Raw genomic sequence first — 23,664 nt, 5'->3', positions numbered from 1 at the left:
GCCCCCGCGCGCGGGTGCGGCGCCGGGAAAACTCCCGGCCGCTGGAAAGTGGCGCTAGGATGCAGCCGGTCAAAATGCCCCTGGAGGGACAGCGCGTTCGCTTCCGCGAATTCGCGGAAGGCGGGTGGCGCACCCGGGAAGAGGCCGTCGGCGCATGGGCGTGAACTCGGAACATCTGGCGGATCCCGGCCCGGGACCCGGCATGGATTCGCTGGGAAGCGACGGCGAAACCCGCCTGATGCGGGTGAGGCGTCCGGGCCAGCCTTTCCCCTTCCTGATCCGGACGCCCGAGCGGAACGGCCGGGCGGCGGCCTTGCTCGCCCGGGAACAGGGGCTCTCCGACCGTCTCGATCCGGCCTGGTCGGTTAAGCCGCTGGACCTGATCCACCAGCATGGGGCGCCCGTCCTCACCCTGGCGGACCCCGGAGGGCAGACGCTCTCCACACTGGTGGTCCCAACCCTGCCCTTCCACCGCCGGCTCCGCCTCGCCGTGGCGCTGACGGAGGCGCTCGGGCAGTTGCACCGGCGCGGGCTGCTGCACCGCGACCTGCGGCCCTTCAACCTGCTGGCCGGCGACGACGGGGTGGTGCGGCTGACCGGTTTCGGCCGCGCCGGCCCGTCCCAGGCCCAACCGGCCGAGACGCCGGCCGACCTGCCCGCCGAAGCCTTCCCCTACATGGCGCCGGAGCGGACCGGGCGGATGAACCGGCCGGTGGAACAGCGCAGCGACCTCTATTCGCTCGGCGTCGTCCTGTACGAGCTGTTCACCGGGCGCCTGCCCTTCACGGCGCGCGAGCCGATGGAATGGGTGCACTGCCATCTGGCGCGCCCGCCCCTGCCGCCGGGCCTCCATGTTCCGGACCTGCCGCAGGCGGTGTCCGGCATGCTGCTCCGGCTTCTCGCCAAGACGGCCGAGGACCGCTACCGGAGCGCGGACGGCCTCCTGCACGACCTGCGCCTCGCGCTGAGGCTCTGGGAGACCCACGGCGGCGTTCCGGACTTTCCGGCCGGCCATCAGGACCTGCCGGAGGAGCTGACGCCCCCGCCGGTGCTCTACGGACGGGAGCAGCCGGCGGCTGCTCTGCGGGACGCGTTTGCCCGCGTCGCCGAGCGCGGGCGGATGGGCGTCGTCCTGATCGCCGGCCCGTCCGGGGTCGGGAAATCCTCGGTGGTCCGGCATCTTCAGGAGCAGATCGTGCCACCGCGCGGCCTGTTCGCCGCCGGCAAGTTCGACCAGGGCCGGCGCAGCCTGCCCTACGGCAGCCTGTCCCAGGCCTTCCGCGGGCTGATCGACTGCGTGCTCAGCCGGCCGGGGCTGGACCGGGACCATTGGCGCCGCGCCCTGCGGGAGGCGGTGGGCGCCAACGGGGCGCTGATGACGGCCCTGGTCCCGAACCTCGCCCTGCTGATCGGCGAGCAGGCGGACGTCGCCGAGCTGGCCCCGCAGGAGGCTCGGCACCGCTTCGACCTGACCTTCCGGCGGTTCCTCCAGGTCTTCGCCCGCCCGGACCATCCGCTCGTCCTGTTCCTCGACGACCTGCAATGGCTCGACCGCGCCACGCTGGACCTGCTGGACCGCCTGATCGCCGAGGGGGGCATCGGCCACCTGCTGATGGTCGGGGCCTATCGCAGCGACGAGGTCGGGGCCGGCCATCCGCTCCTGAAGCTGATCCACCGCGTCCGCGCGGCCGGACGCGACATCGACAGCATGGAGACCGCGCTGTCGCCGCTCTCCCCGCAGGACCTGCGGCGCATGATCGCCGACGGCCTGCACCGCGCGCCGGAGGCGGTGGCCGACCTGGCCGGCCTGCTGCACGAGCGGACCGGCGGCAATGCCTTCTTCGCCGTGCATCTCCTGATCGCGTTGCAGCGCTCGGGGCGCCTGCGCTTCGACCAGGCCGCCGGGGGCTGGTGCTGGAACATGGCGGAGGTCCGGGCGGCCTGGCCAGGCGACAGCATCGCCACGCTGATGACGGACCGGCTCGGGCGTTTTCCGGCGCTGGCGCGGGCCCTCCTTTCCCGCATGGCCTGCCTCGGCGCCGGGGTCCGGCTTCCCACCCTCGCGCTCGCCGTGGGCCTTCCGCCCGCCGAGGTCGAGCGGGGGCTGGCCGGGGTGGTGGCGGAAGGACTGCTGCTGCGGGCCGAGGACAGCTACCGCTTCCTTCATGACCGTGTGCAGGAGGGCGCCTACGCCCTGGTGCCGGAGGAGGAGCGGAGCGCCCTGCATCTGGAGATCGCCCGCGCGTTGCGCGGCGCCTCCGACACCGATGCAGGGGCCGATGCTTCCGGCGAACGGCTGTTCGACATCGTCGGCCAGTATGACCGCGTCCTTCCCCTGGTGCGGGACGAGCGGGAGCGGGAGGAGGTGGCGGCCCTCTATCTGGCGGCCGGCCACCGCGCCAAGGCCGCCAGCGCGCACCGCTCGGCCCTGGCCCATGTCCTGGCCGGCCTTTCGCTGCTCGACGAGAGGCGCTGGGAGCGGCAGCGCGAAGTGAGCTTCGCCCTGGAGTACCTGCGCGCGGAATGCGAGTTCCTGAGCGGCGACCTCGGGCCGGCCGAACAGCGCCTGCTCGACCTCGTCGGGCGGGCGGAGCGCGCGGCCGAACGCGCGGCCATCACGGCGCTCCTGATCACCGTCTACACGGCGGCCGACCGCAGCGACCGGGCGATCGGCGTCTGCCTCGACCATCTGCGCGAGGTCGGCATCCACTGGCCGGCCCACCCGTCGGAGGAAGAGGCCCGGCAGGAGTACCAGCGGCTGCGGGCGGCCATCGGCGGCCGTTCCATCGAGGCGCTGGCGGCCCTGCCCGCGACGGCCGACCCGGAAAGCCGGGCGACGCTGGACGTGCTGGCGGCCGTCCTGCCGCCCGCCTTCTTCAGCGACCGCAACCTGGTCTGCCTGATCCTGTGCCGCATGGCGAACCTGTCCCTGCGGCACGGCAACAGCGACGCGTCGGCCCTTGGCTTCGCCTATCTCGGCATGGTCGCCGGCCCCTGTTTCGGGGATTACGCCGCCGGCTACGATTTCGGGCGGCTCGGCTTCGACCTCGCCGAGCGGCACGGCCGGACCCGCTACCGGGCGCGGGTCCTGATGACCTTCGCCTACCATGTGGTTCCCTGGACGCGCGACGTCCGCAGCGAGCGCGCCCTTCTTCTGCGCGCCTTCGAGGAGGCGCGGGAGGGCGGCGACGTCACCTATGGCGGCTTCACCAGCGTCACGCTGGTCACCAGCATGCTGATGGCCGGCGACCCGCTGGCGACGGTCCAGCGGACGGCGGAGGTGCGGCTGGCCTATGTCCGGCAGGTGAAGTTCGGGCTGTGCGCCGACATCCTGACCACCCAGCTCCAGACGCTGCGAGCACTGCGCGGCCAGACCGGCGCGCTCGGCTCGCTGGACGGGCCGGGCTTCGACAACGCGGCTTTCGAGGCCCGGCTGGGCGCCAACCGCAGCCTGGACATAGCACTTTGCTGGCACGGGATCCGCACCCTCCAACTCCGCTGCATCGACGGCGACATGGCCGGTGCCGCCGCCGCCGCCGAACGGGCCGAGGCGCTTCTGTGGACCACCTCCGGCCATCTGGAGATGGCGGAGTTCCATTTCCATGCCGCCCTCGCGCGGGCGGTCCTGGCGGGAACCGGGCCGGGCGACGCGGTCCATGCGGCGGCCTTCGCCCGGCACCGGGACCAGCTGCGCGACTGGGCGCTGACCGGTCCCGACACGTTCGAGGCCCGCTTCGCCCTGGTGGAGGCGGAGGGCGCCCGCATCGGGAACCGGACCGAGGACGCGATGCGCGGCTACGACCGGGCCGTCCAGGCGGCGCGGCGGGGCGACCTGCCCCATGTCGAGGCGCTTGCCAACGAATGCGCCGCGCGCTTCTACCGCCGGATCGGCCTGGCCATGCTCGAACTCGCCTGCCTGCGCGAGGCCCGCGCCTGCTACGCGCGCTGGGGGGCCACGGCGAAGGTCCGGCAGCTGGACCGGGATCACCCCGCTCTCGCGCCCCTCCCCGCCCTTCATCCGGCCGCCGAAGGCGGCGCGGCGGTGCCGGAGGTTCAGCGGAACATGGACGGAAACCTGGACGGGATCGACCTGCCGAAGCTGCTGGAGATCTCCCGCGCGGTGTCCGATGAGGCGAGCGTCGAGCGGCTGACCGCCACGCTGCTGACCCTGGTTCTGGAGCATGCCGGTGCCAGCCGCGGGCTCCTGATCCTTGCCCGCGGCGAAAGGCTGCGGGTGGAGGCGGAGGCGGTCACGGGGCTCGACGGGATCTCCGTCCGCCTCGTCCAGGAGGATGCCGACGGCTACCCGCTGCCCACGGTGATGATCCACGGCGCCATCCGCGACCGGGAGACGGTGATCGTGGACGACACCCGAGCGGACGGCCCCTTCGCGGCGGATCCCTATTTCCGCGACAGCGAGGCGCGCTCCATCCTGTGCATGCCGCTCCTCCGCCAGGCCAGGGTCGTCGGGCTGCTGCATCTGGAGAACGCCCTGGCGACGCACGCCTTCACCCCCTCGCGCGTGACCGTGCTGACGCTCCTCGGATCGCAGGCGGCGACGTCGCTGGAGACCGCGACGCTGGAGGAACGGGGCGCGCTGCTGAGGGAGGTCCACCACCGCGTGAAGAACAACCTTCAGCTCGTCACCAGCCTGCTGAACCTCCAGGCGAACCGGATCTCCGACAAGGCGGTCGCCGCCCTGTTCGCCGACAGCCGCGACCGGGTCCGCTCGATGGCGCTGGTGCACGAGAACCTGTACCGGCTGGGCAATTACGCGCGGGTGCCGATGCGCGCGCATCTGGAATCCGTCTGCGCCCACCTGATCCGCGCCTACGCCCAACAAGAGGGGCAGCAGGGAGACGAGCAGGGAGGAACGATCCGGCTGGAGACCGACCTGGATGATCTCCAGCTCGATCTCGACCGCGCCGTGCCCTGCGGCCTGATCGTCAACGAGCTGGTCTCCAACGCGCTGAAGCACGCCTTTCCCGTGGGCCGTGAGGGGGTGCTGCGGGTGGCGCTGGCGGCGGAGGAGGGATCCTGCCGGCTGTCCGTGCAGGACGACGGCGTGGGCTTGCCGGGCGGGTACGATCCCGATACCGTGGACTCGGTCGGCCTTCAGCTCGTCGCCGACCTGACCAGCCAACTGCACGGAACCTTGCAGCACAGCACGGACAATGGGACCCGCTTCGTCGTGACCTTCCCTCTGAAAGGCCGAAACCGGGGATTCGAATGATCGCGGCCCGCATCCTGATCGTCGAGGACGACCGCATCGTCGCGCGCGACATCCAGCAGCAGCTCCAGCGCATGGGGCATTCGGTCGCCGGCATGGCCGCGAACGGCGAGGACGCCATCCGGCTCGCCGGTTCCAGCCGGCCCGACCTCGTGCTGATGGACATCCGGCTGGAGGGGGAGATGGACGGGATCGAGGCGGCGCGCCGGATCCGCGCCACCCACCACATTCCCATCATCTTCCTGACCGCCTACGCCAACGACGACATGGTGCGGCGCGCGAGCCAGACGGAGCCCTTCGGCTATCTGCTGAAGCCTTTCGAAGAGCCGCAGATGCGCACCGTCATCCAGATGGCGCTGCACATGCACGCCAGCGACGCCCGGCTGCGCAAGAGCGAGCGCCGCTACGCCGCCACGCTGGCGAGCATCCGCGACGGGGTGATCCTGTGCGACGCCCAGGGCCGGGTCGAATACATGAACCGCACCGCCGAGGCGCTGACGGGCTGGACGGCCGCCGAGGCCGCGGGGCAGCCCTTGGCCGGCGTCTTCCCCGTCGTGGACGAGGAGACGCGGGAGCCGCTGGAGGATTTCGCCTCGCTCGTGCTGCGCAACCGGGACCTCGCCCCGCCGGAGCGCGTCTCCAGGCTCCTGTCGCGCGGCCGGCGGAACCTGGGGGAAGGCGCCAACCCACCTGGAATCGCGGTGGAGGAGCGCTGCTCGGCCATCGTCGGCGAGCGCGGCTGCGTCGAGGGGGCGATCCTGGTGTTCAGCGATCTGACCCAGCGCCGCCAGACCGCCGAAGCCCTGCGCAAGTCCCAGGCCGACCTCGCCCACATCGGCCGGCTGACCATGATGGGGGAGCTCGCGGCGGCCATCGCCCACGAGGTCAACCAGCCGCTGATGGCAGTCGTGACCAACGCCGGCACCTGCCTTCAGCACCTGTCGAAAGACTCCCCCGACCTGCCCAAGACCCGCGTGGTGGCCGAGCGGATCGTGCGCGACGCGCGGCGGGCGGGCGATGTGGTCCGCAGCATCCAGGCGCTGGCACGCCGCACCCCCGCCGAACCCGGCTGGGTGGACATGAGCGCGCTGATCGCCGACACGCTGAGGCTGGTGCGGGCGGAACTGCGCCGGGCACGCGTCGAGGTGGAGACCGACCTGCTGCAAGGCCCGCCCTGGATCCAGGGCGACCGGGTCCAGCTTCAGCAACTCGTCCTCAACCTCGTGATGAACGCGGTCGAGGCGATGGCGGCCCTGGACGCGGACAGCCGCTCCCTGCGGATCACCACACGCGCGGATGCCGGTCAGCTCCGCGTCCGGGTCGAGGACAGCGGCGTCGGGATCGACGAATCCGCGGTGGAGGACATCTTCCGCGCCCTGTACACCACCAAACCCGAAGGGCTGGGCATGGGGCTGGCGATCAGCCGCTCGATCGTCGAGCTGCATGGCGGGCGCCTGACCGCGGCGCCGAGGGTCCCCCGCGGAAGCGTGTTCGAGGCCGTGCTGCCGGTGTCGCCGGCCGCGTCGCCGGTTGCAAGGGCTGGGGAGTAAGGGACGTGATGGGGGCGAAGACGGAGGAAACCGCGACCGTCGTGATCATCGACGACGACGAAGCGGTGCGCGAAGCCCTGGAAGGCCTGCTCGACTCGGTCGGGCTCGACGCGAAATGCTTCGCGTCGGTGCAGCAGTATGTCGATCAGCGGCCGGCCATCGATGTCGGCTGCATGGTGCTGGACGTGCGGCTGCCGGGCCGCAGCGGCCTGGACTTCCAGGCCGAGCTTGCCCGGTCCGGGAACAGCCTGCCGGTGATCTTCATCAGCGGGCACGCGGACGTCGCCATGTCGGTCCGCGCCATGAAGGCCGGCGCCTTCGAATTCCTGACCAAGCCGGTCCATCACCAGGAACTGCTGGACGCGATCCAGCTCGCCCTCTCCCACCACCGCGAGCGCCGCGAGCAGGAACGCCGGCTCGTCGTCCACCGCGCGCGTTTCGAGACGCTGACCGCGCGCGAGCGCGAGGTGGCGCAGATGGTGGTGGCCGGCCAGCGCAACAAGCAGATCGCCGGCGATCTCGGCCTCAGCGAGGCGACGGTGAAGCTGCACCGGGGTCAGGCCATGCGCAAGATGGAGGTGGACTCGGTCGTGGACCTCGTCCGCATCCTGGACAGGCTGATGCCGCAGGACGCCAAGCCGTCCTGAGCGGCCGTTCCTTATCCTCGTTTCCCATCCTCTTTTCCGCCCTCCGCCGCAGCCGGCGGTAGGGGTCAGGCGCGCCTGCACCGCAGGCCCTGCATGGCCGGCCTCCCTCCATTGGCCAACCGTCCACGGATCCTAGACCAAGGTCTAGGATCGCCCAACCAAGACATAATCAAACCCGATCTCCGCTCAATAGCCCTGCGGTTCCCCCGCGCGTAGCCTGTGTCGGAAAGGGGGCATCCGGCAGCCACGCCGCGCCCGAGGCGGTGGGAGCGCCGCCGGAACGGCTCGCCCCAAGCATGCGAACGGGAGACGGACATGGCAAAGGCCGCCGAGAGCAATCTGGACCTGCGCTTCATCCCGCTGCCGGAGAAGCCGGCCGTCATCCGCCGCGACATCGGGCGGGGGACGGTCGGGATCGCCCGCCTGCGCTGCGACACCGGCGGGCTCGGGATGCTGGACACGCCGGCGCTCGAGGATGCGTTCCTGATCAGCCATCACCTGTCGAGCTTCCGTTCGGAGATCTGGGTGGACGGCAAGCCGGTGCCGCGCCCGCCGAACCTGGCCGGGCACACGACCATCCATGACTTCCGGCGCAACATCGCCTGCCGCATGCACACGGCCTTCGACACGCTGGTCATCCACCTGCCGCGCGCCATGCTGGAGGAGATCCTTCCGGACGGCGGCCCGCAGCAGTTCGAGGACATCGCCGTCAAACCGAGCGAGTGCATCGAGGATCCGACCATCGCCGCGATCGTGGCCGCGATGCTGCCGGCGCTGGACGTGCCGGAACGCATCGGCCTGATGTATCTCGACCATGTGAGCTGCGCCCTGGCGACCCATCTCGTCGCCGCCTACGGCCAGGTCACGGCGGCGCGGAGCGGCGGCACCCTGGCACCCTGGCAGGAGCGCCGCGTCAAGGAGATGATCGCCGCCCGGCTGGACGGCGACATCCGGCTGGCCGACCTGGCGGCGGAATGCCGGCTGTCCGTCGGGCATTTCGTCCGCGCCTTCCGGCGGACCACCAACATCACCCCCTACCAGTGGCTTCTGCAACGGCGCGTGGACCACGCCAAGGAGCTGATGCGGGACGGCACGCGGACGCTCGGCGACGTGGCGCTCGATTGCGGCTTCGCCGACCAGAGCCATTTCACGCGCACCTTCAGCCGCTTCGCCGGCGTCTCGCCGGGTGTCTGGCGCCACCGCAACGCGGCGGCGTGAGCGGAGCGCAACCGCCCGCCCTGAACTCCGGCGCGACGCCCGATGCGTTTCAGCCCCGCTGCCAGCGATGGCGCAGGGCGACCCACTTCCGCTCCAGCCAGATCATGAAACGGCCGACCGGCTTCCGCAGGAAAGGCACGTCCTGCGCAATGAGCAGCAAGCCAAGCGGCAGCATCTCGATCCCGACCACCGGCAGGAACCACAGCATGCTGGCGATGATGAACAGCACCCCGAGCGGTATGCGGATCCAGCGCGCCTTCGGGTCGCGGAGCCAGCGGATGGCGCGCGCCACGCGGTCGGGCGCCTCCTTCTCCAGCCCCTCATAGGCTTGATCGAGCGTCTTTTGACCCTTGTCCGTCATGACGATTCAACATTCCCTCTGATGATCCGGCGCGCCGCCGGAGGGCCGCGCCTCAGCGCGGCGAAAGCACGGTCAGGATCGTGACGGGCTCCGCCTCATCAAGCGCCCGGCGCATCGCCGAATCATCGGTAAAGCGGCCACGCAGGCGGCGCCCCTCGCAGACCAGATCGACACGCCCCGCCTCGAATGGCCAGGGCTCCACGCGCAGATCGGCCGGGTTTCCGCGTACCGCGCCGAGACGAAGTTCGGTCCTGACTTCGCCGATGGTCGGCACGCCGGGGATCACCGTCTCCTCCCCGACGCCCCAGCCGATCTCCAGCGACATGCGGTCGACCGCGGCGATGAGCATCCGGTTGCGCTCAAGCGCGTCCGGCGTCAGGTCCGCCGCATAACGGGGATTGGCCGCCAAGGCCGCGACGCAGTCGCGCTGGAACCGGTGCTGCCCCTCCAGGAAGCGCCGGACGAGCGCCGCGTCCTCCTGCGACGCCTTGTCGAAGTCGAAGAAGGTTCCGTAGATCGTGTCGGCGTGCAGGGAAACCATGAGGGCTGGGTAGCGCCCGAAGGCGAGCGCGCAGCGCACGCCCCGCGTCCAGATCCCGGTGTGCGTTCCAGCATCAAGGTCCTGAAAGCCGTGCGGCCGGCCGGTCCGCGGGTTCAGCGTCGGCTCGGCTTCCCAGGACAGCCAGCCGATGTCGTGCTGCTCCGCCCCGAGGCAGACCTCCTCGCGGGGCGACGGCGGGTGGAAGGCGTTGTTTCCCCAAACCCGCATCAGTTGGCCCGACAGCCAGGCATGGCTCGGCTGCGGGATGGCGATCACGCCGTCGCCGTCGTCCCGGAACAGCATGGCTAATCCTTCGACTCGCGCATCGGGAGATCCTTGCGTTTGGTGGCGGCCAGGTCGTGAAGTTCCTTCTCGCTCATCAACTTGGCCATCTCCTTCGATGCACCCCTGAGGCTGGACGCCGGCTTGTCGCCACGCTTTGCGGCGAGCGCGGCACCGGACGCCATCTGCTGCTTCTTCGACTCCGCCTTGGGCATGTCCGTTCTCCGTGAAGGTTCAAGCATCGTCCACAACAGGGCAGCCGTGGCCGCCGGCACTACCGGCCGGGGACCAGTTCCACCTTCACCCATCCCGGCTTGCGCAGGTCGAACTGCTTGTAGGCCTCGATGACGTCGCCCATCGGTTCGACGTGCGACAGGATCCTGGCCGGATCGACGGTGCCGGCCTCGACCATCGAGACGAGACGGGGAATGTATTTGCGGTGGTTGCAGTTTCCCATGTTGACGGTGACGTTCTTGTTCATCGCCATCCCGATGGGGAAGAACTTGTCGGTCTGCGGATAGACGCCGATGATCGAGAGCGTTCCCGCCTTCGCCAGCGAATCCAGGGCCCAGGTCACCGCCTGGGACGGACCGTCGCCGGGCTTCCACTGGTCGCCCCGCGGGTTGGCGTCCGGCGCGATCTGCTGGACCTCCTGTGCGAACTGTCCAGCCTGCTGATTTGCCTGCTCCGCCGCCGGGCCGGTCTTGGGCCGTTCGGAATCCACACCCACCGCGTCGATGGCCCGGTCGGGGCCGGCGCCGCCGGTCAGATCGCGAATCGCCTGGACCGGGTCTTCCTGATTGTAGTCCACCGCCTCCGCGCCGAGGTCGCGGGCGCGGTTCAGCCGGCCTTCAATCCCGTCCACCGCGATGACCCGGCTGGCGCCGAGCTGGAAGGCGCTGAGGATCGCGAACAGTCCGACCGGGCCGCAGCCCCAGACCGCGACGATGTCGCCTGCCTTGATCTCGGCCAGTTCGGCGCCGAAATAGCCGGTCGGATAGATGTCGGAGATCAGGATGGCCTGATCGTCGGTGACCTGGTCCGGCAGCTTCACCAACCCGACGTTGGCGTAGGGAACGCGAGCGTATTCGGCCTGAAGCCCGTCGAAGGGACCGGTCATCTCCGGACCGCCGAAAAAGGCGGTGCCGGCTGCCGGGCCGTTCGGGTTGGCCTCGTCGCACTGCGCGAAATAGCCGGAGCGGCAGTAATTGCACGAGCCGCAACCGATCGTGGACGGAATCACCACGCGGTCGCCCCGCTTCAGGTTGCGCACCATGGGGCCGACCTCCTCGACCACCCCTACCCCCTCATGCCCGAGAATGGTGCCGGGCTTCATGCCGGGCAGCGTGCCGCGGATCATGTGCAGGTCGGTGCCACAGATGGCGCTCGCCGTGATGCGGACGATCGCGTCGTGCGGGTCCTTGATCTTGGGCTGGGGCACCTCGTCGACGCGGATGTCGCCCACGCCATGGAAGACAACGGCTTTAACGAAAACCTCCTGTATGCTGCGGGTGCCGGCCAAGGAAGCCGCGGGAGGCCGGCAAGGATCTGCGCACTCCAACTCCCTTGCATCCCGATCTGTTGCGCGTCCCAGGCCCCCGGAGCGCCGGTCCTCCGCGCGGGAACCCATGCACGGCATGACGGTTACCCATCCCATCGGCAGGCGCCCCGCGTTGGGCAATGCCCCTGCCCGGCAGTGGGCGCGGAGACGGACATGAACCCTGAGGACATCGACAGCTCGCGGCGGCTCGTCGTCGGCGGCATCGCCACCGGCATGGTCGCGGCCTTCGGCACGCCCGTGCTGGCGCAGCAGGGGAACGCTCCGACCGGCGCTGGCGCGGCCAGCGGCGCGCCGGCCATGCGGAACCCGGTCACCGAATACCCCCGCCCGCCCTTTCCCCGGCAGGAGCAGGAATGGCCGGGCCTCGCCAGCCGGATGACGCCCCGCCCCGATCACGGCGAGACCAGCTACAAGGGCTCGGGCCGCCTTGCCGGGCGCAAGGCGCTCGTCACCGGCGGGGATTCGGGCATCGGCCGGGCCGCCGCCATCGCCTTCGCGCGCGAGGGCGCCGACGTCGCCTTCAACTACCTGCCGGCCGAGGAGCCGGACGCGCGGGAGGTGGTCGAGCTGATCCGGGCGGAAGGGCGCAAGGCCATCCCCCTGCCCGGCGACATCCGGGACGAGGCCTTCTGCAACAAGCTCGTCGCCGACGCCGCGCGGGAACTCGGCGGCCTCGACATCCTCGTCAACAACGCCGCGAGGCAGCACTCCGTGCCGTCCATCCTGGAGCTGACCACGGAGCAGCTCGACGAGACCTTCAAAACCAACGTCTATGCGATGTTCTGGATTACCAAGGCTGCCATGCGGCACCTGGGTCCGGGCTCCACCATCATCAACACCAGTTCGGTCACGGCTTACGAACCCTCCGCCAACCTGCTGGACTATTCGGCGACCAAGGCGGCGATCATGAGTTTCACGAAGAGCCTCGCGAAGCAGGTCGCGCAGAAGGGAATCCGCGTCAACGCGGTGGCGCCGGGGCCCGTCTGGACGCCCCTGCAGCCGAGCGGAGGCCAGCCGCCGGACCAGCTCACGAGCTTCGGCGGCGACACGCCGATGGGCCGCCCCGGCCAGCCAGCCGAACTCGCCCCGATCTACGTCCTTCTCGCGTCCCAGGACTCCAGCTACGCGACGGGTCAGGTGTACGGCGCCGTCGGCGGGCGCGGCGGGCCATGACTCCAGGCGGCATAACTCCAGGTGGAGGAGAGCGCGATGACATGCCATGACGTCGCGCTCCAAGTCATCCGGCCTTTCCGGACCTAGCGGTCAGGGGCGGTCAAGGGTTGCCCTTGCCGGTCAGGGCGTCCTTGATGCCGCCGATGGCGTTCTGGATCTTGCCCTCGGCCTTGTCGGCCTTGCCCTCGGACTGAAGCTTGCTGTCCCCGGTCAGGTTGCCGACGCCTTCCTTGAGGTCGCCCTTCATCTTCTTCATCGAACCTTCGGTGCGGTCATCGTTCATCGCTCGATCCTCTCCATGGCATGCCGGCGTCTCCGCCGGCCAGAACATCCAGACCAACAGGTTCCGGCTGAAATCGTCCCCGGCGCTCGCCCTCAGGGATCGAGCAGCCCGTGCCGGCGGTGCCAGTCCTCCAGCGACTCCTCCGGGTAGCGGGCAAAATGGACCTCGCCCGGCCCGTCGGGAACCCGGACCCAGGGCGCCTTGAAGTCCAGCATGATGTGGACGCGCTCCGGCGGCTCCGGCAGGGGCGTGTCGATGGCCGAGGCGAAGGGGTGCACGAGGTCCGGGTAGGCCGGATCCTCGGCCCACAGGGCGGAGCCGCACCGCGTGCAGAAATGGCGGCGGGACGGGCCGGGGCAGGTCCGGCCCGGATGGTCCGGGTCCTCGACCGGCGCGCGCCAGGTCGCGACCGCCTCCCCTCCCCGCACCTCCAGGCTCGCGGCGTCGCCGCCGAGATTGATGGCGTAGCCGCCCGCGCCGGCACTCTTCCGGCAGATGGAGCAGTAGCAGCGCATGAAGGGATAGGGAGTCGGCGAGTTCAGGGAAAAGCGGACGGCGCCGCAGCGGCAGGAACCCTCGAGCTTCATGGCGTGATCCTCCTTTTGACGCGGGGGGCGTTGTCCAGAGACTTGGAGTCTGTTTTCGAAATCCATAAGTGCCGAAATGGGACCGATGTCACGCGTGAATGGACTCCGTCCCCGTGACGGCGACAGGGGTACCGGCGGAGTTGAGGACGACGACACCGGCCACGCTCCACCCCTGCGAACGGACGCATCGCATTCACCCTTCCCCGACTGGCAGGAACACCGGTGTATCTGGGATTGCAACTGCGGCTGTCCTTGCAGGTTGGAGCCTGCTCCGCCGCCGCGTCGGAAACGCACGAAAACTTTGCATTTTATTAATTTTTGCGAGGACATATTTCAGCCCTGTAAAATTATCTGCCGACTCAAGGCTGAAACGGAAAGAAACGCGGCGATGTTACGTCTTGCCAATGTCAGTGTTCGGGCAAAGTCTCTTACAGTGTTCCTGTTGATAATAGCCTTCACCATTGGAATGGGCTTATCATCAATAAACCGCATATCTGCGGTGAATGATGGCGCTGCGTCGATCCGTGACAATTGGTTGCCCAGCGTCGGGTTGATCGGCGCAATCAGCAGTTCGTTGGAGGCCTATCGCAGCCTGGAAGGCGCTCACATCACCTCCCCCACTCCAGCGGACATGGCGGCCGAGGAGCAGTTGATCGCCGCCGCGCTGAAGAACATGGAGGAGCAGAGAAAGCGGTACGAGGCCTTGCTCACGCCCGGAATTGAAACCGAAACATACAGGAAGTTCTCCGGTACTTGGGAGCGTTACCTTTCCATCAGCGAGCAGAAGCTCCTCACGCTGTCCCGCGAAAATGAGAACGAGGTGGCCAGCAGGCTGTACCGCGGCGAGTCCAGGGCGGTGTTCCGGCAGGCCAAGGCATTGCTTCAGGAACTCATCGATTTCAACGCCGCGGGCGGCAAGGCCGCAGCGGACGAAGGGGCGGCGATCTACGCCAGCAGCAAGATGCTCATCAGCGGCATCCTCGCTCTGGTGACGGCCATCTGCGTCGCCGCCGGGTGGATCGTCATCGCCACGGTCGCCAAGCCGATCCAGGCCATGACCGGCCTCATGGAACGCCTCGCCGGCCATGATCTGGCGGTTGCGGTTACCGGCACGGAACGCCGCGACGAGATCGGCGCCATGGCCCGGGCCGTGCAGGTGTTCAAGGACGGTCTGATCGAAGCCGACCGCCTGGCTGCGGTGCAATCCGCGGAGCAGCAGGCCAAGCAGCGCCGGGCCGAAACGGTCGACCGTCTGATCCGTGAGTTTGAGGGCAGCGCCACGACGGCACTGCGCACGGTCTCCGCCGCCGCTTCCGAACTGGACGCCACGGCGCAGAGCATGGCGGCCATGGCGCAGCAGACCAACAATCAGGCGACCGCCGTCGCGGTCGCGGCCGAGCAGACGAGCGCCAATGTGCAGACGGTCGCTACCGCTGCCGAGGAGATGGCGAGTTCGATTCAGGAGATCGGCACGCAGGTCACCCGCTCCACGCGGATCGCCGGAAAAGCCGTCGAGGAAGCAACGCGCACCAACGCGACGGTCCAGGGGCTGGCCGAGGCGGCGCAAAGGATCGGAGATGTGGTCAGCCTGATCACCAACATCGCGTCTCAGACCAACCTGCTTGCCTTGAACGCCACCATCGAGGCCGCGCGCGCCGGCGAGGCCGGCAAGGGGTTCGCCGTGGTCGCCGGAGAGGTGAAAAGCCTGGCCAGTCAAACCGCCAAGGCCACCGAGGATATCGCCGCCCAGATCGTCGCCATCCAGGGCGCCACCAACGGAGCCGTGCAGGCCATCAGCGAAATCGGCGGCACCATCGCCCAGATCAACGACATCTCCACCGGCATCGCCGCGGCGATCGAGGAGCAGGGGGCGGCGACGAACGAGATCTCGCGCAACGTCCAGCAGGCGGCTTCCGGCACTCAGGAAGTGTCGAGCAACATCGGCCAGGTGACGCAGACCGCCGGCGAAACCGGAGCCGCCGCCGGACAGGTGATGAGCGCGTCCGGGGAGCTGGCCCAGCAGGCGGAAACCCTCAAGGCTGATGTCGAGCGGTTCCTCGCGGCGATCAAGGCCGCCTGAAATCGCACTGGTGAAATCGCACGGATCGATGGCCGCCCCGGCCCTGGGGCGGCCATCGAGGTTCCGCGCATGATTTCCGGCGCCCGCGTTCGATGCGGTTCATTGCGGAGCGATGTTTTCGGCCTCGCGCCATGCCTTGAGAAGCGCTTGGCGACGACGTGGATAGCGCGTCTCCGTCGGGGTCAGCGCGAGGATGCGGTCGGTGCGAAAATGCCGAACCGCTTGCCGCAATTCGCACCATGCGACGACCACACGCACCTTGTCGAAAAAGCCGAGCGCGAAGGGCCAAATGACGCGTCGGCTTTCCGCCGCGTCGCTGTCGCGGTAAGTGATGTCGATTTTGCATTCGGTCCGGATCGCCTTCCGGATGAGAGGCTCCTTCGTGTCGGCGGCAGCGATCGCTTCCCCCGGTCCGGCGAGCAGGGCCGAACCTTCGAGATCGTCGCGCAAGTCAGCCGGCAACACCGCCGCAATCTTGGCAAGCGCGTCGCGCGCCGCGGCACCGAGGCGTTCGTCGCCCCGCATGGCGACCCAACGCGACCCGAGCACGAGGGCTTCGATCTCCTCTTCGGAAAACATGAGCGGAGGCAGCACGAAGCCGGGTTGGAGGACATAACCGACACCGGCTTCGCCCTCGATCCGCGCGCCTTGGGTCTGCAGAACAGCGATATCCCGGTAGAGCGTCCGCAAACTGATGCCAAGTTCGTCCGCGAGCACCCGTCCGCTCACGGGCCGACGGTGGCGGCGCAATATCTGAATGAGGTCCAGAAGGCGCTCGGCACGGGACACGGGTGAGGGATCCTTTCTTGGAAAGGCACTCCAGCATCGAACGAGGAAAACCCTGACCCTTCGAGCGATGCTGGAGCCGTTCGATGCGACTTTGCCATCGCCGCCCGCAACTTGCATCGGTCTCAGGCGAACGGGCGCACGTTCATGGCCTCCGCTATGAGGCCCAGGTCATGATCGCTGATCGTGAACAGCCCGAAGCGAAGCTGATGGCCCCAGTTCCGCACCCCACCCGTGAAGTCCAGGACATCGAGCAAGGGCTGTATCGGCGCTTCCTCCGCCCGCCGCCAGCTCACGTCGCGCCGAAACGGCGTGAACCCGTCCCCCATGTCAACCTGGTAGGGCTCCCCGGCTTCGACGGTGCCGATCGCGGTAAAGGTCCGCAGCTTGTCCTTCTTTCGAAAAACCTCCGTCGGCGAGTAATAGACGATCCGGTCACCGGACTTGATGCGGCGCAGAGGGGCGCCTTTTCCGTGGCAGACCTGCATGAATCCGCTCGCGCGGCCAAGCCTGACATGCTCGGCCGAGGCCACGGCGATCCAATTGCGGTTGCTCATGGCGCGGTCCCTCCCGGGGCCGCCGGGGCAAAGACCCGCAGGCGATGACCATCGGGGTCGAGGGCAACAAAGGTGAAGCCGAAATCCATGGCGGCCGGCTCCTGCGCGATGGTCAGCCCGCGGCGGCTCCAGTCGGCGTGGGTGGCGCGCACGGCATCATCATCGGGAAGAGTGAAGGCGATCTCCCCGGCACCGGGCAGCGACACGGCCTTCGGTTCCACCGATTGGCGTGACCAAAGACCCAGCTTGACGCCATGCTCCATCCCGAACATCGCGAAAGTGGGCGAGGCTTCCATTGGCGTCCTTCCCAGCAAGTCGGCATAGAAAGAGGCGCTGTTTATTGGATTCTCGACATAGAGAAGAATGATACCGGCGCTAAGCATCATAGCATGGCCCCTGGCTGTCTGGGTGGTTACTGCCGGAAGCGTTTTTCCACATTTCGCGTCCGACAGGACCGATCCTAGGCTGGCCTGCTGTCAGTTTGTGTCAGCAGCCTGATGGATCGACGTCCAGGCACCGCTCCTTCACCCCGGAACGCCCGCGAGCCGGGGCCTGTTGTTGGCCTATCAAACCATTTGGAGGGCGCGCCATGGCGAACAAGGACGAACCCGGTTCCGGCCGGGGCGACGAGGGCAAGAAGCAGGACATGGCCAAGGGCATGTCCGAAAGCGCCGGCCAGGGGAGCAGCGGCTCCACCGGCGCCGCTGGCGGCGGATCGGACCGGGACCCGTCCGAGATGGCCGAGAGTTCGGACCAGCCGACCGGCTCGGAAACGGGATCAGGTTCGGGATCGGGATCGGGTTCCGATGTGGTCTCGGCGGCGCGCATGACGGGCGACAAGCCGCAGCAGGGGTGACGGCGTCAAACCTGGGGTGAAGGGGAAACTCGGGCCGGGAGACACGCTCTCCCGGCCCCTTTCATGTCCGGGCGCCGGCTGCGGACTGCCCTGCTCCGGGCTTGTCCCTATGGTCACCTGGGGAACGAGCCCGAACCAGACCGTATCCATTCCGCTCCCCCAGCCATCCTGCCCTGCCGTCCTGCCGGTTTGTAGCACGGGCTGGGGCCGGCCGGCTCGGGTCAGCTCTGGTCCGGCGCGGGGCCGCGGGTGGCGTCCCGCGCCGGGGTGGGGGCGAGGGCGACCGGTGCCCCCGTTTCGGCAGACTTGTAGAGCGCCTCCATCAGCAGATGGTCCTGCACGCCCTCCTGCCCCGGCGTGTGCGGCGTCCGGTTCTGCGCGACGCAGCTCGCCATATGGTCGATCTCCAGGGCGAACTGGTTCTCCTGCGACAGGCGGATCGTCTCGACCGCCTCGTTCTTCCCTTCCCGGTGGGCGACGCGCAGCCGCTGCCCCTCGTAGGCGAAGGCGTTCTCCAGGTTGATCCAGCCCTTTTCCAGCCGCACCCGCAAATCCTTGCTCTCATGCGCGCCGTAACTCGTCGCGCAGTTGGCGATGGTGCCGGAGGGGAAGCGCAGCATGAAGGAGACGGTCTCCTCCACCTCGCGGTAGCGTGGGTCGCCGTCGGGGTTGAAGACGCGGGCGAAGACCTCCACCGGCTCCTCGCCCAGGATGGCGCGGGCGGTGTTCAGGCAATAGAGCCCGATGTCGGGGAGCGCCCCGCCGCCGGCCAGCGCCTTCCTGAAGCGCCACTGGTCGCCGGTGCCCATGGTCTGGGTGTTGGTGGCCTCGATGAAGCGCGGGGCGCCCATGGCGCCGGAGCGCACCAGCCGGATCACCTCGCGGTTGTTGGGCTCGTACTGGCAGCGGTAGGCGATCATCAGCTTCACGCCGGCGGCGTCGCAGGCCGCGGTCATCTCGCGCGCCTCGGCGGAGTTGTTCGCCATGGGCTTCTCGCACATCACATGCTTGCCCGCCTTCGCGGCGCGCAGCACGTATTCCCGGTGCAGGCCGTTGGGCAGCACGACATAGACGACCCGCACCTCCGGGTTCTCGGCGATGCGGTCGAAGTCCGCGTAGGAATAGACCGACGACGGCTTGATGCCGTGCTGCGCCGCGACCAGCGCTGCCTTCTCGGGGCTGCCCGACACCAGCGCCACGGGCCGCGCCCGCTTGCATTCGCCGAAGGCGGGGAGGAGTTCCTCAAGGGACAGGCGGCCGAGCCCGACGATGGCGAAGCCGACGCGCTCGGACGGCGGCAGGGGTGCGGGCGGCGGCGCGGAGGGCCGGTCGGCCTCGCCCCGCCAGTTCGGAAAGGTGACGCGCCCGCCCTGGACGGAGCCCGTGTCCACGGGCGACGGCCCCGGCATCGCGAGGGAGGGGCCGGCGGCGGCGGTCAGAAGCCCGGCCGACCCCGTCGCGATCAGGCCGCGGCGGGTCAGGCGGGGAAACTCGAACGGCATGGCGGGTGGCCTTTCGGTGTCGTTCCGGAATCGGAAGGATGCTGATTTCTCCGCTCTCGAACACCGGCGCCCGCCGATCATCGCGCTTTTCCCTCCGCGGAGCGCCGATGGCGGGCATGAGGGGTGCCGCGCGGCGCGGTCCGCAGCCGCCGTTCCGGGCGGGGTCGCCCGCGCAGGCTAAGCCTTTTCCTTCCGGGCCTGCCATGGACCCTGCGGCGTCTCCTCCGCGTTTTGCGCCAATCATCCGGAAGCAGGAGGGGGCGCGTCATGCGGAGGGTGGCATCCGGCTGGTCTTGGCTTCTGGCCGTCGGCGCGTCGCTGGCGGTCTCGGCTCCCGCCGCGGCTTACAGCCTGTCCGACCAGGGCTTCCTCGCCCCAGGGCCGTCCGCCGGCCAGGATGGCGACCAGGAGCTGATCTGCTTCCAGGACGGAAGCATCATCGTCAGCTTCCTGTCCGAGGCGGACCTGCGCATCGAGCGCGCCCCCGACCGGCGGCGCCACGGCGGCCTGTGGAACGGCTCCTCCGGGGTCACCTCCGGCGCCGAAGCCGGCAAGAAGACCGCCTGCTTCACCAGCGGAACGAACCGGGGCGGCTTCTTCTCCGGCTGAGGGCGTGACTGCCGGGGCTCCCCACCGGCGTCACGCGATGTCCCTCGCCATCCCCGACCGGATCAACAGGTCGGTATCGGGCGAAAAACGCGCCTTGAGCGGCAGCATCGCGGCACCCAGCACGCGCGCCATCGGGCCGATCGAGCCGGCGGTGACGGTGGCCGATGTCAGGCCCGAACGGTTGAAGCGCTCCACCGCCGCGGACAGTTGCCGCGTGAAGCGGTCGCGCCATGCCGGCGGCAGGAAGCCGTCCACCACGACCTCCTGGAAGTCGATGACGCTGAGGGCGGAGACGACGGCGCGCGACAGTTCGGCGGTCGCGGTTTCGGCCCAGCCGTCGAAGATGGCGTCGGCGGCGGGACCGCCGCCTTCGGTGAGTGCTGCCGAGGGATCGATCCCGGCCGCCTCAAGCGCGCGTTCCAGCAGGAAGATGGACGCGCTGTGAATCAGCTGTCCCGGCGGCGAGCCCGGCCGGGACGGGCCGGTCGGCATGGAGCCGATGGCTCCCGCATTGCCCTGCTCGCCGCGATACATACGGCCATCGATCACGACGCCGCCGCCGATGAAGGTGCCGAGATAGATGTAGAGCGCGCTGCGGCGTGTGATGGCGTGGCCGGCGATCATCTCGGCGGCGCAGGCGGCGGCCGCGTCGTTGTAGAGCGCCACCGGCAAGCCGGTCCGCTGCCCCAGCGCGCCGGCGACGTCGGCGGCGCGCCAACCGTCCAGCGCGCCGGGCGCCAGTCCCAGTTCCGACGACCAGGCGTGGATCTCATCCGGCATGGCGACGCCGAGACCGACGACGCGCGAACGGGCCGCCGGGGACAGATGGCTCAGCAGGGCCACCGCCTGCGAGATCGCCGTCGCGATCGTCGGTTCCGGCAGCGGCGCGTCATAGCGCACCCGGGTCGCCCCCAGCTCCTCGCCAAGCAGGTTGATCAGGATCGCCTCGACGCTGCGCCGGCCGATCTTCACGCCCAGCGCGTAGGCGCCTTCCGGATTGGGGGCGACGGGGGTGGAGGGTTGCCCGACCTGTCCGCGGACCTTGTCCAGCTTGACCAGAAGCCCGTCCTCGAGCAGCCGGTTGACGATCACCGAAGCCGCCTGGCCGCTGAGCCCGGTTTCCCGCGCGATCTCCGCCTTGGAGAGCATGCCGCTTTGCAGCAGCGCGTTCATGACCAGGCGCTCGTTGTAGACGCGCAGTCCGGTGGTGTCGCCGCCGCGCATGCCTTCCCGCCTCCCCGATGCCCTGTCAGCCGGTATAGCAACCCGTCATAACATAATCAAAATGGTTTATTTAAGGGGCGTTCCGAAGCCGCTTCGTGCGGCTGCGGCAACCTCCCTGCGCTCCGTTGACAACGCGCTACCCTGCCGTCCGCCGTGTGGATTTGGCTTTCAGGCTAATATCAAAATCAATGTGATTTATATATTGCGCGCCGTGAAACGCCGGGCTTATAGTTCGCATGCCCTACAAACCGAATGGCTGGGCGCCCGGAGCGGCAAACCGACAGCGAGGCCGGCGGAGCCGCCCTCCGCCGGGCGGGCACGCAACCGCGGGCGCGACCGGAAAAGACATCTGGGAGGAAAAGCATGAAGTGCGGTCTATCCTTGATCGGAGCGGCGGTGGCCGCCTTCCTCGGCGCCTCCGCGCAGGCGGAGACGCTGTCCATCGCCACGGTGAACAACGGCGACATGATCCGCATGCAGAAGCTGGCGGGCCATTTCACCAAGGCGCATCCGGACATCACGCTGAACTGGGTGACGCTGGAGGAGAATGTCCTGCGCCAGCGGGTCACCACGGACATCGCCACGAAGGGCGGCCAGTACGACATCCTGACCATCGGCACCTATGAGGTTCCGATCTGGAGCAAGCAGAAGTGGCTGATGCCGCTCGACAAGCTCGGCTCCAACTACGATGCCGACGACCTGCTGCCGTCCATCCGCAGCGGCCTGACCATCGACGGCACGCTCTACGCCGCGCCCTTCTACGGCGAAAGCTCGATGATCATGTACCGCAAGGACCTGTTTGAGAAGGCCGGGCTGACCATGCCGGAGGCGCCGACCTGGACCTTCATCGCCGACGCCGCGCGCAAGCTGACCGACAAGAAGGCCGAGGTTTACGGCATCTGCCTGCGCGGCAAGGCCGGCTGGGGCGAGAACATGGCCTTCCTCAGCGCCATGGCCAACAGCTTCGGCGCGCGCTGGTTCGACATGAGCTGGAAGCCGCAGTTCAACACGGACGCCTGGAAGAAGACGCTGACCACCTATCTCGGCCTGATGAAGGACGCCGGCCCGCCGGGCGCCTCCTCCAACGGCTTCAACGAGAATCTCGCGCTATTCCAGACCGGCAAGTGCGGCATGTGGATCGACGCGACCGTGGCCGCCTCCTTCGTCTCCGACCCGGCGCAGAGCAAGGTCGCCGACAAGGTCGGCTATGCCCTGGCGCCCGACAACGGGCTCGGCAAGCGGTCCAACTGGCTGTGGGCCTGGACACTGGCCATCCCCGCCAGCAGCAAGAAGGCCGAGGCGGCGCAGAGCTTCATCGCCTGGGCGACCTCGAAGGACTATCTCGATCTGGTCGCCAGGGAGGAAGGCTGGGCCCACGTCCCGCCGGGCACCCGCAGCTCGCTCTACGCCAACGCCGACTACCGCGCGTCGGCCCCCTTCGCCGACCTCACGCTGAAGTCGATCCAGGCGGCCGATCCCACCCGCCCGACGGTGGAGGAGGTTCCCTACACCGGCGTCCAGTTCGTCGCCATTCCCGAATTCCAGGGCATCGGCACCGCGGTCGGACAGGCCTTCTCGGCGGCCCTGGCCGGCCAGATGACCGCCGACCAGGCGCTGCAGAGCGCGCAGGCGCTCACCACCCGCGAGATGACCAAGGCCGGCTACATCAAGTAGCCGCCCCCGCCCGCCCGATCACGCTACGCCGCAACAAACGCCGCTTCACACGCCGCTGAAGGGTCAAGCCATGGCCACCGCCCATTCGCGTGCGGCCGCGCGCCTGACGATGGCCCCGGCCGTCGTCCTGCTGCTCGGCTGGATGCTGATCCCGCTCGCGATGACGCTCTACTTCTCGTTCCTGCGCTACAACCTGCTGATGCCGGGGAGCGAGGAGTGGATCGGCACCCTGAACTACGAGTACTTCCTCACCGATCCCGCCTTCTTCGCAGCACTCGGCAACACCTTGGCGCTGGTCGGCGGGGTGCTGGCGCTGACGCTGTGCGGCGGCATCCTGCTGGCCCTTCTGCTCGACCAGCCCTTCTGGGGGCGCGGGATCGTCCGGCTCCTAGTCATCGCCCCGTTCTTCGTCATGCCCACCGTCTCGGCGCTGGTCTGGAAGAACATGCTGATGAACCCGGTGAACGGCCTGTTCGCCAGCCTGGCACGGGCGCTGGGCCTCCAGCCCATCGACTTCCTGGGCGAGGTGCCGCTGTCCTCGATCGTCATGATCGTGACCTGGCAGTGGCTGCCCTTCGCGACGCTGATCCTGCTGACCGCCCTTCAGTCGCTGGACCGCGAGCGGCTGGAGGCGGCGGAGATGGACGGCGCGGGCGCGCTGGACCGCTTCATCCACATCATCCTTCCCCATCTCGCCCGCGCGATCACCGTGGTGACGCTGATCCAGACCATCTTCCTGCTGTCGGTCTTCGCCGAGATCCTGGTGACGACCAACGGCGGGCCGGGAACCGCCACCACCAACATCACTTATCTGGTCTACGCCCTGTCGCTGCTGCAATTCGATGTCGGCGGCGGTTCCGCCGGCGGCATCGTCGCGGTCGTCCTCGCCAACATCGTCGCCGTCTTCCTCATGAGGATGATCGGCCGCAACCTGGACCTCTGA

Annotated in this window: 21 protein-coding genes; 10 read left to right on the top strand and 11 right to left on the bottom strand. The window is 68.9% G+C overall.

The features are described from left to right. The first annotated feature begins 202 nt into the window (after positions 1 to 202). The 4 genes from JUB11_RS20875 (at position 203) to JUB11_RS20860 (ending at position 8,645) form a co-directional block, all read left to right on the top strand. Entirely contained in the window at positions 203 to 5,233 is a 5,031-nt protein-coding gene (locus JUB11_RS20875; RefSeq protein WP_247887213.1) for an AAA family ATPase, read from the top strand. After that, entirely contained in the window at positions 5,230 to 6,780 is a 1,551-nt protein-coding gene (locus tag JUB11_RS20870; RefSeq protein WP_207460507.1) for a response regulator, read from the top strand. The genes JUB11_RS20875 and JUB11_RS20870 overlap by 4 nt, the downstream gene beginning before the upstream one ends. A gap of 8 nt (positions 6,781 to 6,788) precedes the next feature. After that, positions 6,789 to 7,427, top strand: a complete 639-nt coding sequence (locus JUB11_RS20865; RefSeq protein ID WP_207460506.1) for a response regulator — start codon at positions 6,789 to 6,791, stop codon at positions 7,425 to 7,427. Between the two features lie 315 nt (positions 7,428 to 7,742). Further along, positions 7,743 to 8,645: an AraC family transcriptional regulator gene (locus tag JUB11_RS20860; protein WP_207460505.1), complete on the top strand. Its 903-nt coding sequence runs from the start codon at positions 7,743 to 7,745 to the stop codon at positions 8,643 to 8,645. Positions 8,646 to 8,694: 49 nt separating this feature from the next. Here the strand turns inward: JUB11_RS20860 and JUB11_RS20855 are convergent, their stop codons facing one another. Genes JUB11_RS20855 through JUB11_RS20840 form a run of 4 tightly spaced genes read right to left on the bottom strand, consistent with a single transcriptional unit; the run spans position 8,695 to position 11,294 of the window. Beyond that, a complete protein-coding gene (locus JUB11_RS20855) occupies positions 8,695 to 9,006 on the bottom strand; it encodes a hypothetical protein (protein WP_207460504.1) in 312 nt (103 codons plus the stop codon). Between the two features lie 52 nt (positions 9,007 to 9,058). Then, the gene (locus tag JUB11_RS20850; protein ID WP_207460503.1) at positions 9,059 to 9,850 is read right to left on the bottom strand and encodes a DUF3891 family protein; all 792 of its coding nucleotides are present in this window, start codon (positions 9,848 to 9,850) and stop codon (positions 9,059 to 9,061) included. Positions 9,851 to 9,852: 2 nt separating this feature from the next. Continuing rightward, positions 9,853 to 10,044, bottom strand: a complete 192-nt coding sequence (locus tag JUB11_RS20845) for a DUF3008 family protein (RefSeq protein ID WP_207460502.1) — start codon at positions 10,042 to 10,044, stop codon at positions 9,853 to 9,855. 59 nt (positions 10,045 to 10,103) lie between these two features. Next, positions 10,104 to 11,294, bottom strand: coding sequence for a zinc-dependent alcohol dehydrogenase (locus JUB11_RS20840; protein WP_348771479.1), 1,191 nt, complete (start codon positions 11,292 to 11,294; stop codon positions 10,104 to 10,106). Between the two features lie 249 nt (positions 11,295 to 11,543). Here JUB11_RS20840 and JUB11_RS20835 point away from each other — a divergent pair, with 249 nt between their 5' ends. Further along, positions 11,544 to 12,563 carry an SDR family oxidoreductase gene (locus tag JUB11_RS20835; protein ID WP_207460501.1) on the top strand — a complete coding sequence of 340 codons (1,020 nt, stop codon included), beginning with the start codon at positions 11,544 to 11,546 and terminating at the stop codon, positions 12,561 to 12,563. A 100-nt stretch (positions 12,564 to 12,663) separates the two neighbouring features. On the opposite strand, the gene JUB11_RS20830 is transcribed toward JUB11_RS20835, so the two are convergent. After that, positions 12,664 to 12,846: a CsbD family protein gene (locus tag JUB11_RS20830; RefSeq protein ID WP_207460500.1), complete on the bottom strand. Its 183-nt coding sequence runs from the start codon at positions 12,844 to 12,846 to the stop codon at positions 12,664 to 12,666. A 92-nt stretch (positions 12,847 to 12,938) separates the two neighbouring features. Then, positions 12,939 to 13,433 carry a GFA family protein gene (locus JUB11_RS20825; RefSeq protein ID WP_207460499.1) on the bottom strand — a complete coding sequence of 165 codons (495 nt, stop codon included), beginning with the start codon at positions 13,431 to 13,433 and terminating at the stop codon, positions 12,939 to 12,941. Between the two features lie 388 nt (positions 13,434 to 13,821). Here JUB11_RS20825 and JUB11_RS20820 point away from each other — a divergent pair, with 388 nt between their 5' ends. Next, on the top strand, positions 13,822 to 15,513 hold the full coding sequence (locus JUB11_RS20820) for a methyl-accepting chemotaxis protein (RefSeq protein ID WP_207460498.1): 1,692 nt from the start codon (positions 13,822 to 13,824) through the stop codon (positions 15,511 to 15,513). A 99-nt stretch (positions 15,514 to 15,612) separates the two neighbouring features. Here JUB11_RS20820 and JUB11_RS20815 read toward each other — a convergent pair whose 3' ends face one another. From JUB11_RS20815 to JUB11_RS20805, 3 genes are all read right to left on the bottom strand, one after another. Beyond that, a complete protein-coding gene (locus JUB11_RS20815) occupies positions 15,613 to 16,302 on the bottom strand; it encodes an HTH domain-containing protein (RefSeq protein WP_207460497.1) in 690 nt (229 codons plus the stop codon). Between the two features lie 122 nt (positions 16,303 to 16,424). After that, the gene (locus JUB11_RS20810) at positions 16,425 to 16,856 is read right to left on the bottom strand and encodes an EVE domain-containing protein (RefSeq protein ID WP_207460496.1); all 432 of its coding nucleotides are present in this window, start codon (positions 16,854 to 16,856) and stop codon (positions 16,425 to 16,427) included. After that, positions 16,853 to 17,242 carry a VOC family protein gene (locus JUB11_RS20805; protein ID WP_247887211.1) on the bottom strand — a complete coding sequence of 130 codons (390 nt, stop codon included), beginning with the start codon at positions 17,240 to 17,242 and terminating at the stop codon, positions 16,853 to 16,855. Before JUB11_RS20805 ends, JUB11_RS20810 begins: the two co-directional genes overlap by 4 nt. Positions 17,243 to 17,445: 203 nt before the next feature. On the opposite strand from JUB11_RS20805, the gene JUB11_RS20800 reads away from it, so the two are divergent. Next, positions 17,446 to 17,712 carry a hypothetical protein gene (locus JUB11_RS20800; RefSeq protein ID WP_207460495.1) on the top strand — a complete coding sequence of 89 codons (267 nt, stop codon included), beginning with the start codon at positions 17,446 to 17,448 and terminating at the stop codon, positions 17,710 to 17,712. Positions 17,713 to 17,933: 221 nt separating this feature from the next. Here the strand turns inward: JUB11_RS20800 and JUB11_RS20795 are convergent, their stop codons facing one another. Next, positions 17,934 to 19,214 carry a Gfo/Idh/MocA family oxidoreductase gene (locus JUB11_RS20795; protein ID WP_247887210.1) on the bottom strand — a complete coding sequence of 427 codons (1,281 nt, stop codon included), beginning with the start codon at positions 19,212 to 19,214 and terminating at the stop codon, positions 17,934 to 17,936. Positions 19,215 to 19,481: 267 nt separating this feature from the next. Here JUB11_RS20795 and JUB11_RS20790 point away from each other — a divergent pair, with 267 nt between their 5' ends. Next, positions 19,482 to 19,823 carry a hypothetical protein gene (locus tag JUB11_RS20790; protein WP_207460494.1) on the top strand — a complete coding sequence of 114 codons (342 nt, stop codon included), beginning with the start codon at positions 19,482 to 19,484 and terminating at the stop codon, positions 19,821 to 19,823. A gap of 30 nt (positions 19,824 to 19,853) precedes the next feature. Here the strand turns inward: JUB11_RS20790 and JUB11_RS20785 are convergent, their stop codons facing one another. Beyond that, a complete protein-coding gene (locus JUB11_RS20785) occupies positions 19,854 to 21,047 on the bottom strand; it encodes an ROK family transcriptional regulator (RefSeq protein WP_207460493.1) in 1,194 nt (397 codons plus the stop codon). A 363-nt stretch (positions 21,048 to 21,410) separates the two neighbouring features. Between JUB11_RS20785 and JUB11_RS20780 the strand changes: the two genes are divergently transcribed. Both JUB11_RS20780 and JUB11_RS20775 read left to right on the top strand, forming a co-directional pair. Then, positions 21,411 to 22,721, top strand: a complete 1,311-nt coding sequence (locus JUB11_RS20780; RefSeq protein WP_207460492.1) for a sugar ABC transporter substrate-binding protein — start codon at positions 21,411 to 21,413, stop codon at positions 22,719 to 22,721. 70 nt (positions 22,722 to 22,791) lie between these two features. Next, positions 22,792 to 23,664, top strand: coding sequence for a sugar ABC transporter permease (locus JUB11_RS20775; protein ID WP_207460491.1), 873 nt, complete (start codon positions 22,792 to 22,794; stop codon positions 23,662 to 23,664).

The sequence above is a fragment of the Azospirillum sp. SYSU D00513 genome (assembly GCF_017356015.1).
Lineage (GTDB): Bacteria > Pseudomonadota > Alphaproteobacteria > Azospirillales > Azospirillaceae > Azospirillum.
The sequence above is the reverse complement of the archived record's forward strand: the minus strand, read 5'-3'. Positions and strand labels throughout refer to the sequence as shown.

What these genes read in the sequence shown, in the direction of transcription:
- JUB11_RS20875 (WP_247887213.1), top strand. Translation starts at nt 203, where the DNA reads ATGGATTCGCTGGGAAGCGACGGCGAAACCCGCCTGATGCGGGTGAGG.
- JUB11_RS20870 (WP_207460507.1), top strand. Translation starts at nt 5,230, where the DNA reads ATGATCGCGGCCCGCATCCTGATCGTCGAGGACGACCGCATCGTCGCG.
- JUB11_RS20865 (WP_207460506.1), top strand. Translation starts at nt 6,789, where the DNA reads ATGGGGGCGAAGACGGAGGAAACCGCGACCGTCGTGATCATCGACGAC.
- JUB11_RS20860 (WP_207460505.1), top strand. Translation starts at nt 7,743, where the DNA reads ATGGCAAAGGCCGCCGAGAGCAATCTGGACCTGCGCTTCATCCCGCTG.
- JUB11_RS20855 (WP_207460504.1), bottom strand. Translation starts at nt 9,006, where the DNA reads ATGACGGACAAGGGTCAAAAGACGCTCGATCAAGCCTATGAGGGGCTG.
- JUB11_RS20850 (WP_207460503.1), bottom strand. Translation starts at nt 9,850, where the DNA reads ATGCTGTTCCGGGACGACGGCGACGGCGTGATCGCCATCCCGCAGCCG.
- JUB11_RS20845 (WP_207460502.1), bottom strand. Translation starts at nt 10,044, where the DNA reads ATGCCCAAGGCGGAGTCGAAGAAGCAGCAGATGGCGTCCGGTGCCGCG.
- JUB11_RS20835 (WP_207460501.1), top strand. Translation starts at nt 11,544, where the DNA reads ATGAACCCTGAGGACATCGACAGCTCGCGGCGGCTCGTCGTCGGCGGC.
- JUB11_RS20830 (WP_207460500.1), bottom strand. Translation starts at nt 12,846, where the DNA reads ATGAACGATGACCGCACCGAAGGTTCGATGAAGAAGATGAAGGGCGAC.
- JUB11_RS20825 (WP_207460499.1), bottom strand. Translation starts at nt 13,433, where the DNA reads ATGAAGCTCGAGGGTTCCTGCCGCTGCGGCGCCGTCCGCTTTTCCCTG.
- JUB11_RS20820 (WP_207460498.1), top strand. Translation starts at nt 13,822, where the DNA reads ATGTTACGTCTTGCCAATGTCAGTGTTCGGGCAAAGTCTCTTACAGTG.
- JUB11_RS20810 (WP_207460496.1), bottom strand. Translation starts at nt 16,856, where the DNA reads ATGAGCAACCGCAATTGGATCGCCGTGGCCTCGGCCGAGCATGTCAGG.
- JUB11_RS20805 (WP_247887211.1), bottom strand. Translation starts at nt 17,242, where the DNA reads ATGATGCTTAGCGCCGGTATCATTCTTCTCTATGTCGAGAATCCAATA.
- JUB11_RS20800 (WP_207460495.1), top strand. Translation starts at nt 17,446, where the DNA reads ATGGCGAACAAGGACGAACCCGGTTCCGGCCGGGGCGACGAGGGCAAG.
- JUB11_RS20795 (WP_247887210.1), bottom strand. Translation starts at nt 19,214, where the DNA reads ATGCCGTTCGAGTTTCCCCGCCTGACCCGCCGCGGCCTGATCGCGACG.
- JUB11_RS20790 (WP_207460494.1), top strand. Translation starts at nt 19,482, where the DNA reads ATGCGGAGGGTGGCATCCGGCTGGTCTTGGCTTCTGGCCGTCGGCGCG.
- JUB11_RS20785 (WP_207460493.1), bottom strand. Translation starts at nt 21,047, where the DNA reads ATGCGCGGCGGCGACACCACCGGACTGCGCGTCTACAACGAGCGCCTG.
- JUB11_RS20780 (WP_207460492.1), top strand. Translation starts at nt 21,411, where the DNA reads ATGAAGTGCGGTCTATCCTTGATCGGAGCGGCGGTGGCCGCCTTCCTC.
- JUB11_RS20775 (WP_207460491.1), top strand. Translation starts at nt 22,792, where the DNA reads ATGGCCACCGCCCATTCGCGTGCGGCCGCGCGCCTGACGATGGCCCCG.